The 12,638-nt window shown below is 72.6% G+C and carries 9 protein-coding genes and 1 pseudogene; 6 read left to right on the top strand and 4 right to left on the bottom strand.

Annotated features, from left to right (window positions below):
- Positions 1-12: 12 nt before the first annotated feature.
- Positions 13-1,563, bottom strand: coding sequence for a type VII secretion protein EccB (gene eccB / locus RLT59_RS22395; protein WP_311305043.1), 1,551 nt, complete (start codon positions 1,561-1,563; stop codon positions 13-15).
- Between the two features lie 256 nt (positions 1,564-1,819).
- On the opposite strand from eccB, the gene eccE reads away from it, so the two are divergent.
- From eccE to RLT59_RS22380, 3 genes are all read left to right on the top strand, one after another.
- Positions 1,820-3,058: a type VII secretion protein EccE gene (gene eccE, locus RLT59_RS22390; RefSeq protein ID WP_311305042.1), complete on the top strand. Its 1,239-nt coding sequence runs from the start codon at positions 1,820-1,822 to the stop codon at positions 3,056-3,058.
- Positions 3,055-3,825, top strand: coding sequence for a hypothetical protein (locus tag RLT59_RS22385; RefSeq protein ID WP_311305041.1), 771 nt, complete (start codon positions 3,055-3,057; stop codon positions 3,823-3,825). The genes eccE and RLT59_RS22385 overlap by 4 nt, the downstream gene beginning before the upstream one ends.
- 135 nt (positions 3,826-3,960) lie before the next feature.
- A complete protein-coding gene (locus RLT59_RS22380; RefSeq protein WP_311305040.1) occupies positions 3,961-5,244 on the top strand; it encodes a choice-of-anchor A family protein in 1,284 nt (427 codons plus the stop codon).
- Positions 5,245-5,312: 68 nt separating this feature from the next.
- On the opposite strand, the gene RLT59_RS22375 is transcribed toward RLT59_RS22380, so the two are convergent.
- Positions 5,313-7,895: a bifunctional FO biosynthesis protein CofGH gene (locus RLT59_RS22375; protein ID WP_311305039.1), complete on the bottom strand. Its 2,583-nt coding sequence runs from the start codon at positions 7,893-7,895 to the stop codon at positions 5,313-5,315.
- Positions 7,896-8,090: 195 nt separating this feature from the next.
- On the opposite strand from RLT59_RS22375, the gene RLT59_RS22370 reads away from it, so the two are divergent.
- Positions 8,091-8,768, top strand: coding sequence for an HAD family hydrolase (locus RLT59_RS22370; RefSeq protein WP_311307817.1), 678 nt, complete (start codon positions 8,091-8,093; stop codon positions 8,766-8,768).
- A gap of 209 nt (positions 8,769-8,977) precedes the next feature.
- Positions 8,978-10,120 (top strand): annotated as a pseudogene (locus tag RLT59_RS22365) (right-handed parallel beta-helix repeat-containing protein); the annotation flags it as partial.
- A 298-nt stretch (positions 10,121-10,418) separates the two neighbouring features.
- Here the strand turns inward: RLT59_RS22365 and RLT59_RS22360 are convergent.
- Together RLT59_RS22360 and RLT59_RS22355 are read right to left on the bottom strand one after the other, a co-directional pair.
- Complete coding sequence (locus RLT59_RS22360) at positions 10,419-11,042, bottom strand: RraA family protein (protein ID WP_311305038.1); 624 nt, start codon at positions 11,040-11,042, stop codon at positions 10,419-10,421.
- Positions 11,043-11,172: 130 nt separating this feature from the next.
- The gene (locus tag RLT59_RS22355; RefSeq protein WP_311305037.1) at positions 11,173-11,736 is read right to left on the bottom strand and encodes an NAD(P)H-dependent oxidoreductase; all 564 of its coding nucleotides are present in this window, start codon (positions 11,734-11,736) and stop codon (positions 11,173-11,175) included.
- A gap of 150 nt (positions 11,737-11,886) precedes the next feature.
- On the opposite strand from RLT59_RS22355, the gene RLT59_RS22350 reads away from it, so the two are divergent.
- Positions 11,887-12,576, top strand: coding sequence for a TetR/AcrR family transcriptional regulator (locus tag RLT59_RS22350; RefSeq protein ID WP_399125883.1), 690 nt, complete (start codon positions 11,887-11,889; stop codon positions 12,574-12,576).
- Positions 12,577-12,638 lie beyond the last annotated feature (62 nt).

The raw sequence follows: 12,638 nt of genomic DNA, 5'->3' as shown, positions 1-12,638 counted from the left end.
TCCTCTCCGTCCTCAGGAGCTCTGCGGCTGTTTGGCGCTGTTGGTATCGAGCCGGGGGCCCTTGGGCAGCAGGTTGGACCAGTTGTCCGGCACCGGCAGCGGCTTGACGTCCTTGTAACCGAGCCTGGTTTGCGCCTTGTTGACCTCGGCGGCCTGCTCCTCCGGGGTCGTGGGCTTCCCGGTGGCCCCGATCTTCGAGGGGTCCGCGCTGCTGTCGTTGTTCGTCTGTACGGCGTAGCGCAGTCCGGTGTCCGTCACCAGGAAGAGTGAGCCGGTGCTGGGGGACGCTCCGTTGAACTGCCGGTACAGCACACCGCTGCCCGGGGTGACGTACGCGCTGGTCGCACCGTCCAGGAAGCGGACGGGGTATCCGGAACCGGCCCAGGTGGTCAGCTTCGGGACTCCTGTCCCGGTGACGCCGTGCAGCACGTTGCAGACGGTCCCGGTCGGGGACGCGGTGTCGTTGGCCTGCGTCGGTACGTTCTCCGGCCAGCCGTACTTCGCGTAGAACCCGTCCGGGGAAGAGGTGAAGGACTGCGGTCCGACCTCCGTGGCCTGTGCCTTCTGGCCCAGCACCGCCGCCTCCGGGCTCGTCAGGAGCAGCCTGGCGACCAGGTCGGACACGGGTGCGACCGAGTTCGGCAGGACGACGTACTGCTGCATGCCGGTACCGGCCACGGCCTTGAGCACCGTGCCCACCTTGTTCAGGCGGGCGTCCAGGCCGTTGACGCCCGCTGGCGTACCGGCCTTGGCGGGCAGCTTCGGGAAGTCGATGGGTGCGCCGGCGTGCAGGGTGCCGAGCCAGTCCTTGGTGACCTTCTGGGGCTGGGCGCCCTCGCTGAACAGGGAGCGGCGCAGCACCTCGTCGCGGGCGGAGGGCTTGTCGCCGCCGCTGGTCCCGATGGCGTGCTGCGTGCCGTCCGCGTCCACCAGGTACCTGGTGCCGTCGCCGCCGTCCGCCTCGACGTAGAGGGCCTGGCCGCCGCGGAGCTGCTTCTTGCCGCCGACCTTGTCCGCGTCCCGGTCCGCGAGCAGGAAGACCGCCTTCTGCACGGCGCCCCCGGCCCCGGCGCCGGGCTGTTCGCAGACCACCCAGAGCTTGTTCCGGCCGGCGTCGTCCGCGCTGGGCAGCCGGTCGGGTGCGTACGGTATGCCGAGCATCGGCCCGCGCTGCAGCTTCCCGCTGTCCAGCTCGGACTCCTTGACCTGGAGCACCGTGGAAGTGCCCGGGTCCAGGAGCAGCTTCGCGGAGGAGAAGTTCAGCACCGGGTGCAGGCGCTTGACGCCCTTGGTCTCCAGCACGACGTAGCGGGTCGTCGAATCGCTGCCGACGATGACATGGGCACCGGGCTTGTCCCAGCCGTCGGGAACCTTCGGCTTGAAGATCCCCCAGGCCCCGAAGCCCGCCAGCAGCAGGGCGCCCACCACCACTCCCGGCACCATGGCGCGCAGCGGGCGCGGCGCCGCCTCGTCCGTACCGGCTGCGGACGGCTGCAGAAAGGCGGCGACCAGCCGCTTCTTCGCGAAGGTGTAGGCGTTGAGTTCGTCCCGCCGTGATGCCATCTGCCCGACTTCTCCCCGTGGTTGTAGCTGCCTCGCGAACCACCACCACTATGCCCGCCGACGCTCGTCCGCCGCCGTGCGGGTACATGATTCAGGGAGTCTGCCAAACGCTCCTGTCCGGCCGTGCACCCCGAGCCCCCGTTCGAACGCCTCGGGTCCGGTCGTGGGACAGTTGGCGGTCGCGGGCCGGTGTGCGAAGCGCGTCGGTCCACGCACACACGCCGTAGTGCCGTGACACGGAGGGACATACCGGGGGATGAGCAGCGCGACGACCGCAGTGATGAGTGTGCACCCGAAGCCAGGACGCATCGGCGGGGTTCGGCTGCACCAGGTGGTGTTGATAGAGGTCGCCGGCGCGCTGATGCTGATCGCGTGGGTGACGAACAGGGTCATGCTGGTGCCGATGGGGCTGGTCGCGGCGGTACTGGTGCTGCTGGCGGTCCTGCGGCGGCGGGGACGGCCGGTGGTGGAGTGGCTCAACGCGGTCGTGGCGCTGCGCGGGCGGCTACGGGCCGCCCGGCAGCCGTGGTCCGCGGACGGGATCGATCCCGGGCTGGCGCCGGTCATCGAGTGCGACGCGGCGCTGCGGACGTACACCTACACCGACCGGCAGCGTGAGCGCTCCATCGGGATGGTGGGTGACGGGACGTTCCTGACGGCTCTGCTGCTCGTGCAGCCGCGCGACGAACCGCTGCGGACGGCCCGGGACGCCCGGCCGCTGGAGCTCGGCCTGCTGCACGACGCCCTTGAGGTGGACGACATCCGGCTGGAGTCCGTCCAGGTCGTCCAGCACACCCAGCCCGCGCCCGGACCGCACCTGCCGGAACAGGCCGCGGCGGCCCGCTCGTACGCGCCGCTCCAGGCCCAGGCCGGCACCCCCGCGATCCGGCTGACCTGGATCGCGCTGAAGCTCGCCCCCGAGCTGTGCCCGGAGGCGGTGCGGGCCCGCGGTGGCGGGGTCGGCGGGGCGCAGCGCGCGCTGCTGCGGGCCACGGACCAGCTGGCGAGCCGGCTGGCGGGGGCGGGGTTCGACGCCTCGGTCATGACCGAGGCGCAGGTGACGTCCGCCCTGGCGACCTCGGCCGGGGTCAGCCCGCAGGCCAGCGCCCTGGCGGTACGGGCGGACGCCCCGCTGCGGCGGACCACGGAGTCCACCCGCGCCTGGCGCTGCGACGACCGCTGGCACACGACGTACTGGGTCGGCCGCTGGCCGCACCTGGGCGCGGGGGCCGCGCCCACCGCGCAGCTGGTGGCGCTGCTCACCTCGATGCCGGCGCTGGCCAGCACGTTCAGCCTGGCGGTGTCGCGCGGGACCGGCGGCACACCGGCCGTCAGCGGACACGTCCGTCTCACCGCGCGCGGCAGCAACGAACTGGTCTCGGTGCGGCGGCAGCTGGAGCGCGCGGCGCGCGGGGTGAAGGTCAGCCTCGTCCGCCTGGACCGCGAACAGCTGCCCGGTGTGCTGGCCAGCCTGCCCCTCGGAGGTACCCGTTGAGCACCCACCGTACGACGCCCGCCGGGACCAGCGGTCCGGCTCCCGCCGCCCCTCGGGCGGCCGGGCGGAGCAGGCCCGGGTTCGGGCTGCTCGGCCCGCGCCGCGACCGGCACGTACTGCCCGTGGAACAGCTCGCCGCGCTGAGGCTGCCGCTCGGTGACGACGGGGTCGTGGCCGGTGTCGACGCCAAGGGGCAGCCCGCGGTGCTCGGCCTGTTCCGCCCCACCCAGCTCGATGTCGTGGTCATCGGCAGTGTGTGGACGGCGCAGGTGCTGGCGCTGCGCACGGCCGGTACCGGTGCGCGCGTCGCCGTCGAGACGGCCAGGCCGCAGGCGTGGACGGGGCTCGCGCAGGCGGCGGGCGGCGGTCAGCAGTGCATGACCGTGCACGACGTCAAGCAGGTGGGCCCGCAGGGCGCTTCGGTCACCAGCCCCGTGCTGGTCGTACGGGACTGCGGAATGCGCCCGCCGCGCAGCCGGCTGGCGACGGGGCCGTGGCAGTCCGTGCTGACGCTGATGCCGTTCCTGGGCCCGACGGCGCCGAAGCTGATCGAGAACGCGGGGCTGGTCGGGATCCAGCGGGTCTCCCCGGAGGAGGCCGCGGTCCTCGGCCGGATCCTGCGGCTGCCGAAGGTGCAGGCGGAGGCGCTGCCCTCGCTCGGCGACGACATGGTGCTGTGGTGCACGACGCAGCACCGCAAGCTCGTCAAGCTCCAGCCGACCGACATCGAGGCCGGACTCCTCGGCGTCCCGCGCCGGCTGGACTGACCCGGCCGGTTCCCCGCGGGACCCCCCTCGCGCATTGGTCTTGACCAATGCGCGAGGATGCGGAGATCATGTGCGACGCCTTCACCAGGCCTTCGCATTCACTCTTCGCATCGACCCGCAGGAGAACCACGCACCATGCGCATATCCGCAGTCACCGCGGCCACCGTGCTCGGCGGGAGCCTCGCCCTGGGCCTCATATCCGTCCCGGCTGCCCAGGCCACGCCTGCCGGCCCTTCGGAATGCGCCACCGACGCGTTCGGAGTAGCCGGGAAGTACGGCGAGTTCGTCCTCGGTGACGACGTCCACTCCCCCGACGCGGAGGGCGCGGTGGCCGTGGGCGGCGACGCCGACTTCCGCGGCGGGTTCAGCGTCGCCAACGAGCTGACGGCGGCGGAGGTCGCCGCGCTGCCCGGACAGGCGTCGCTCGTCGTGCGCGGCGACCTCCTCAACGGCGGCTCGGTCACCGCCGTGATGAAGGGCAACGCGGTCGTCGGCGGCAAGGTCGGCGACCGTGCCGTCGAACTGCACTCCGGGTCCTTCCGCGAGGAGGCCGGGCTGATCGACTTCGACGCCGAGTTCACCAAGCTCCGCGGCTACTCCGCCGCGCTGGCCGGGGAGGCGGCGACCGACGGCACCCAGGTGAAGGCGGACGGCAGCCGGCTCACCCTGACGGGCGACAACACCACCCGCAACGTCTTCCGGGTGACCGCCGGTCAGCTGGAGCAGGCCAAGGAGGTGTTCCTGAAGGTCCCGGCCGGTGCGACCTCGCTCGTCAACGTCAGTGGCGACAGCTACGACATGGCCACGGCCGGCACCACCGGGTTCTTCCTGTCCGGCGGGCAGGACTTCGTGCTGGACGACAAGCTCCAGAGCGCCTCCGACGGCAAGGTCCGCGCCCGCCTGCTGTGGAACTTCCCCGACGCCCGCACCATCACCAAGAACAGCCAGGCGGCCTGGCCCGGCAGCGTGCTGGCGCCTCGTGCCCACCTCGAACTGGGCACCGCCGCGCCGGTCAACGGCTCGGTATGGGTGGCCTCCCTGCACGGCTCGGGCGGTGCGGAGACGCATCACTTCCCGTTCAGCGGCTGCCTGCCCGAGACCGGGGAGACCCCGTCGCCGAGTGAGACCCCGGGCACCACCCCGCCGGTCGTCAGCACCCCGTCCGGTTCCTCGACGCCCTCCCCGAGCGACACCCCGGCGGGCTCCGCCTCCCCGTCCGGCTCGCCCTCCGGCTCCGCCTCGCAGCCTGCGGAAGCGGGCACGCCGACCCCGTCGCAGAGCAGCACGGCCCCCGCCGGGGGCGACCTGGCCACGACCGGCAGCAGCGGCACCCTCCCGCTGATCGCCGGCACCGCGGTGGTGCTCGCCGCGGGCGCCGGGCTGGTGGTGGCGTCCCGCCGCCGCTCGAAGCGCGCCTGATCAGCGAGTAGATCCGCTGAGCCGCCGGCCCGGGTTACGGGCCGGCGGCTCAGCGGCCGCCCCCGCCCCTAAGCGGGCAGCACCGGCAGCAGCTGCGGCAGGTGGCCGTCCGACGCCTCGGCCGCCGCCACCCGCTCCTCGGGCACTTCGCCGTACAGCGTCGTACGCGGCTTCGCCGGCCGTCCGGCGGCCTCGGCCACCGCGATCAGGTCCTGGACGGACTTGTACGAGCCGTAACTCGACCCGGCCATCCGGGAGATCGTCTCCTCCATCAGCGTGCCGCCCAGGTCGTTCGCGCCCGAGCGGAGCATCTCGGCGGCGCCCTCCGTGCCCAGCTTCACCCAGCTGGTCTGGATGTTGGTGATGTGCGGGTGGAGGAGGAGCCGGGCCATGGCCGTCACCGCGCGGTTGTCGCGGTCGGTCGGACCGGGGCGGGCGATGCCGGCCAGGTAGACGGGCGCGTTGGTGTGGATGAACGGCAGCGTCACGAACTCGGTGAGGCCGCCGGTCTCCTGCTGGAGGTTGGCGAGGGTCCTCAGGTGGCCGAGCCAGTGACGGGGCTGGTCGACATGGCCGTACATCATGGTCGAGGACGAGCGCAGGCCCACCTCATGGGCGGTCCTGATGACCTCCAGCCAGGTCGCCGTGGGCAGCTTGCCCTTGGTGAGGACCCAGCGGACCTCGTCGTCCAGGATCTCGGCCGCCGTGCCGGGGATCGAGTCGAGACCGGACTCCTTCGCGGCGATCAGCCACTCACGGATGGACATGCCGGTACGGGTGGCCCCGTTGACGACCTCCATGGGCGAGAAGGCGTGCACGTGCATGCCGGGCACGCGTTCCTTCACGGCCTTGGCGATGTCGAAGTACGCGGTGCCGGGCAGGTCCGGGTGGATGCCGCCCTGCATGCAGACCTCGACGGCTCCGACGTCCCAGGCCTGCGCGGCACGGTCCGCGACCTGGTCCAGGGAGAGGGTGTACGCGTCGGCGTCGGTACGCCGCTGCGCGAAGGCGCAGAAGCGGCAGCCGGTGTAGCAGACGTTGGTGAAGTTGATGTTGCGCGTGACGATGTACGTGACGTCGTCACCGACCACGTCCCGGCGCAGGGCGTCCGCGATCCGGCACAGCTCGTCCAGCGCGGGCCCGTCCGCGTGCAGCAGGGCGAGCGCCTGCTCGTCGGTGAGCTTCGTCGGGTCGTCGGCGGCCTGGCTCAGCGCCCCTCGGACGTCGCCGTCGATGCGGGACGGCACCATGCCGGGGGCGGCGGCCTCGCGGAGCGCCTCCCAGTCCCCGTACACCTCGTCGAAGTCGTCGCGGCGGTCGGCGGTGCGGCCCTCGGTGTCGATGGTGTGGTGCAGATCGGTACGGCCGGAGGCGTTGAAGCCCTCGTCGGGCTCCTGCCAGGGCAGCCCGGCGGGGATCGCCCCCTCCTTCGCGAGCCCGGTCTCCGGGTCCGCCAGCGCACGGACGTGCGGGAGCAGGCGCGGGTCCAGCCAGGGTTCGCCGCGCTGGATGAACTCCGGGTAGATGGTGAGCCGTTCACGCAGGGTGAAGCCGCTCTGCGCGGTCTTCGTCGCCAGCTCGTCGATGTGCGGCCAGGGGCGCTCGGGGTTCACGTGGTCGGGCGTGAGCGGCGAGACGCCGCCCCAGTCGTCGATCCCGGCGCCGATGAGCAGCGCGTACTCGGCGTCCACCAGGTTCGGCGGGGCCTGGATGCGGGCCGACGGGCCGAGGATGTGGCGGGCGACGGCGACGGCGGCGGCCAGCTCCTCCAGCTCCGCGTCCGGCATGCCGCGCATCGCGGTGTCGGGCTTGGCGCGGAAGTTCTGGATGATGACCTCCTGGATGCCGTGGTAGGCGCGGGCGGTCTTGCGCAGCTCGAAGAGGGAGTCGGCGCGCTCCTCGTACGACTCCCCGATGCCGATCAGGATGCCGGTGGTGAACGGGACGTTGGAGCGGCCCGCGTCCTCCAGCACGCGCAGCCGTACGGTCGGTTCCTTGTCCGGTGAGCCGTGGTGCGGGCCGCCCGGCTCCGACCACAGGCGGGTCGCGGTGGTCTCCAGCATCATGCCCATGGACGGGGCGACGGGCTTGAGCCGCTGGAGGTCCGTCCAGGTCATGACGCCCGGGTTGAGGTGGGGCAGCAGTCCGGTCTCCTCAAGGACCCGGATCGCCATGGCGCGTACGTACGCGAGGGTGTCGTCGTACCCCTCGGCCTCCAGCCACTCCCGCGCCTCCGGCCAGCGGTCCTCCGGCCGGTCGCCCAGCGTGAACAGCGCTTCCTTGCAGCCCAGCTCCGCGCCCCTGCGGGCGATGTCGAGGACCTCGTCGGGCGAGAGGAACATGCCGTGGCCCTCGCGCCGGAGCTTGCCGGGCACGGTGACGAAGGTGCAGTAGTGGCACTTGTCGCGGCAGAGCCGGGTGAGCGGGATGAAGACCTTCCGGGAGTACGTGATGACACCCGGCCGGCCCGCGGCCTCCAGTCCGGCGTCCCGGACCCGGGCGGCCGAGGCGGCGAGATCCGTCAGATCCTCGCCGCGCGCCTGGAGGAGGACGGCGGCCTCTGCCACGTCGAGGGCGACACCGTCGCGGGCCCGCCTGAGGGCACGGCGCATGGAATTGGTGGTGGGGCGTCCGCTCTGAGGATCGGTCATGAAACGAGCATACGAGCGGGTAGCCGGCCGGTGACCGGCTGGATCTCCCGCAGGCCACACCCGCCCCCGGCATCCCGTCCGCCGCGGGGAGCGCCCGCCCCGGGCGCCCCTGAGCATGCCATCTCCGCCGGACAGCCCCTCGCCCCTGGCGCCTCGGACGCGCAGCGGTCCGCGCCCCGTAGGGTCGGCACGGTGATGGAAACGATCGTCTTCGACATCGGTGAGACACTCATCCGCGACGACCGCTACTGGGCCTCCTGGGCCAACTGGCTCGGCGTCCCGCCGCACACGCTGAGCGCGCTGGTCGGTGCCGCGGTCGTCCAGGGGCGGGACAGCGCGGACGCGCTGAGCCTCCTGCGCCCCGACATAGACATCAACGAGGCCTCGCTCGCCCGGACCGCCGCCGGTCGCGGCGAGCACCTGGCGGAGCCGGACCTGTACCCGGACGTACGGCCCGTGCTGGCGGAACTGCGCGCGCTGGGCGTACGAGTGGTGATCGCGGGCAACGGGACGGTGCTGGCGGGGGAGCTCCTGCGGGCGCTGGACCTGCCCGCGGACCTCGTCGTCACCTCGGACGAGTGGGGCTTGGCCAAACCGGACCCGGAGTTCTTCGCCCGGGTGCTGGAGGTGTCGGGCGCTGAGCCGGGGGCGACGCTTTACGTGGGCGACCACCCGGCCGGCGATCTGTTCCCGGCCAAGTCGTGCGGGCTGCTCGCCGCGCACCTCCGGCGGGGGCCGTGCGGGTACTGGTGGGCGGACCATCCCGATGTCGTCGCCGCCGCGGACTTCCGCATCGACGCGCTGACGGACCTTCCGGCGCTCCTGGACAGGGTGCCGGACCCGCCCCGGCCGAGGGCCCTGCGGGCGCTGTAGACCACCGGGATTCATCGGATCCCTGGGCGCAAGCCCGCCCACTCCCCCACGAACAACGCGCAGATATAGCGCACTTCGCCCCACCCTGACCGCGACGACCCGACAGAAACAAACAGAAACCTCCGACGGCACACTTCCGGACCTCCCGCTCCTCGCCGCCTAGTGCTGTGCGAAAGCACCCGCGCCGAGTACCGAGAGAACGGAAGCCCATGCATCCCCCGCTACCGCGCACGAGGCCGCTGCCGCGCACGAGGCCGGCCGCGGCTTCCGTGACCGCCGTGATCGCGGCCACGGCCGCCCTGTCGCTCCCGGCCGTCTCCGCCCCGGCGTCGGCCGCCGCCCCGCACGCGAGCAGCAGTACGGTCCAGTACGTCGACTGCTCCGCCACCGGGAGCCGGCAGACCGGTTCCGTCACCGCACCCTGGCAGAGCCTGGACCGGGTCAACCGGCTGGAGCTCAGGACCGGCAGCGAGATCCGGCTCAGGCGCTCCACCCGCTGCACCGGCACCCTGGCACCCGACGGTTCGGGCGCACCGGGCAGGCCGATGGTGATCGGCGCCTACGGAACCGGCGCCAAGCCCGTGATCGACGGCGGCGGCAACCCCGAGACGCTGCTGCTGAAGAACACCCAGTGGGTCGAGGCGAGCGACCTCTCGATCACCAACTCGGGCAACCCGGGCGGCAACAAGCGCGTCGTACGCGTCCAGCTGGAGGACTACGGCACCGGGACCCACTACCGGCTGACCGGTCTGGACATCCACGACATCCGGGGCGACGACACCAAGGGCACCACCGGCTCCGCGGGCATCCTGTTCTCCGTCACGGGCTCGGCCACACCCACCAGGTTCGACGACGTCGAGGTCTCCGGGAACACCGTCACCGGCGTGGACCGCGAGGGCATCTACTCCGGCTCGACCTGGAACAACCGCCCGGTGCACGGCGATTACGACCCGGCCGGGCCCGCCTACCTGCCGTCCACCCGGGTCGTCGTCCGAAACAACACGCTCAAGGACCTCGCGGGCGACGGCATCGTCATGACGGCCACCGACGGCGCGCTCGTCGAGCACAACCGCCTCGACGGATTCCAGCGCCGCTCGGCCGGCTACAACGCGGGCATGTGGCCCTGGAACGCCGACAACACGCTCTTCCAGTACAACGAGGTGTCCGGCGGCGAGACGACCCGCGACGGAATGGCGTACGACGTCGACGAAGGCACGTTCGGCACCGTCTTCCAGTACAACGTCAGCCATGACAACGCGGGCGGCTTCTTCCTGGTCTGTACGGCGACGGGGACGCTCTCCACGGACAGCCGCCACGGCCTGACGCTGACCAACAACATCGTGGTCAAGGAGGGTACGGGCACCGCGACGTTCGCCCTCAGGGACGTAACCGGCGTCTCGCTCTCCCACAACACCCTGGTGAACGTCACCGGCGCTCCCGCGAACCCCGGCGGCTCCACCGCGGACCCCCTGCTGACCGACCGCAAACCGGCCCACTCCCCGACGGACTGCGGCTGCGCCGGGGCTCGCCCGCGATCGGCGCCGGTACCCCGGTACCCGGCGTGCGGCGGGACCTGTACGGCAACGCCGTCACGGACCCGCCGAACGTCGGCGCCTACGCGGGCCGGGGCGTGGCCGGGGCGGCGGTCCGTCAGCCCTCGTAGCCGTTGGCGGCGAGGATCTCGTCGATCCGGGCGCGGTGGGCGGCCTCCCACGCGTCGAGGCTCTCCGCCGCCTCCCCGGCCGCCTTCGCCCGCGCGTCGAGCAGCACCTGCTCCTGCCGGGCCCCGGGCGTGACGACGACGCCCTCCTCGTCCGCGACGACGATGTCCCCCGCGTGCACGGTCACCCCGCCGCACCGCACGGGTTCGTTGAGGGGCGTCACGGCCTTCTTGGTACCGGGAATGGGGATGACGCCCCGGGCGAAGACGGGGAAGCCCATCTCCCGGACCTCCGCGAGGTCCCTGATCACCCCGTCCGTCACGAACGCCGCGATCCCCCTGCGCCGCGCCACCGCGCACACGTTCCCGCCGGCCAGCGCGTAGTCCACGTCCCCCGCCTCGACGACGATGACGGAACCGGGCTCGGCGCGGTGGATGGCGGCGTGCAGCATGAGATTGTCGCCCGCGGGACACCGCACGGTGAACGCCGGACCGGCGACCCGCCGCCGCGACGGCCACAGCGGACGGATACCCGCGTCCATGACCTGCCCGCGCCCCAGGAGGTCGGCGAGCGTGGTCGGGGAGATGTCCTTGAAGCCGCTGACGTCGTACACGCGCGTCGTCCTCCGCTCGGTGCCGCCCCGGGACCGGGGCGGGCAGGCCCCCATCATCGCGTCCGGGCGTGGGCACGATCCCGCCTCCCGGCCCGTTCGCCCGGGGCGCCTCCCTCGGCGGGCGGACCCGTCAGACGGCGGCGCTCTCCTTCGAGGCCTGGTGCAGGCGGGCGACGATCTCGGTGAGCTGTGCCGCGACCTCGGCGTCGTCGGCGGGGTGGGTCGTGGCGAAGCGGGTCAGCGAACCGGGGATGGAGAGCTCGGCGTTCTCGATCACGGTGCCACCGGCGATGCCCACGGACTTGCGGACCTCGTCGTGGGCCCACACGCCACCGAACCGGCCCAGGGAGGTGCCGGCGACGGCGACCGGCTTGCCGCTGATGGCACTGGCGCCGTAGGGGCGGGACAGCCAGTCGATGGCGTTCTTCAGGACGGCCGGGATCGTGCCGTTGTACTCGGGCGAGAAGAGCAGCAGGGCGTCGGCGCTGAGCGCCGCCTCGCGCAGTGCGCCGGCGGCGGCCGGGAGGCTGCCCTCGATGTCGATGTCCTCGTTGTAGAAGGGGACATCGGCCAGGCTCTCGAACAGCTCGACCTCGACGCCTTCGGGGGCGAGCCGTACGGCTGCTTCGGCGAGCTGGCGGTTGTGGGAAGCGGCGCGGAGGCTGCCGACGAGCGCCAGTATGCGGACAGACATGGGGGCTCCAAGGGGGATGGGGCGTCACGGACTCTGCGGAGCTCGGGCGGGCGGTGCACCGTTGCGACCATGCGGACCCGGGTCCGTTTACTGTGTACCAGACGAACCGGACCGCGGTCCATTTCGCCGGGAGTGCCTTACGCTGAGTACATGGCCAGCACCCCGCCCCCTTGTCCGCCGTCGGAAGGACACCCGGAAAGACCCGCAGAAGAACCCGCAGAAGACCCGGCCCCGAGCAGGGCACGACGGCCCGGCGCCGACCCCACGACGGTCGAGCCGTGCCTGCGCGCCGACGCGGTCCGTAACCGTGCGCGACTGCTGGAGGCCGCCGGACGCCTGGTGGCGGAGCGCGGTGCGGCCGGCGTCACGATGGAGGCGGTGGCCGCGGCGGCGTCCGTGGGCAAGGGAACCGTCTTCCGGCGCTTCGGTGACCGGGCCGGCCTGCTCCTCGCCCTCCTGGACCGTTCCGCCCAGCAGCTCCGGGCCGGCTGGCTGAGCGGCCCGCCGCCGCTGGGTCCGGGCGCGCCGGGTATCGAGCGGTTGCGGGCGTTCGGCGTGGCGGTGATCCGCTGGTCGGCCGAGCAGCTGGAGCTGATCCTCGCCTCCCAGTCGGACCCGGCCCGCCGTCTCGCCCACCCCATCCGCCAGGCGTTCCTCGCGCACGTCACCGCGCTGCTGGAGGAGGTCACCCCGGATGCGGACTACGAGCTCCAGGCCCAGGCGCTCCTGGCCTACCTCGATCCCTCCCTGATCCACCATCTGACCGAGCAGCGCGGGATGCCGCTGGAGCGGGTGGAGGCGGGCTGGACCGAACTGGTCGACCGGGTGACCCGGAGCTGACACCGGACCGGTCGGGCAGGTCGCGAAACCCGGCCGCTCGGCCACTCGTTACTCGTTACTCG

The sequence above is a fragment of the Streptomyces sp. ITFR-6 genome (assembly GCF_031844725.1).
In the GTDB taxonomy this organism is placed as follows: Bacteria; Actinomycetota; Actinomycetes; order Streptomycetales; family Streptomycetaceae; genus Streptomyces.
This window is presented reverse-complemented; position numbering and strand designations above follow the sequence as displayed.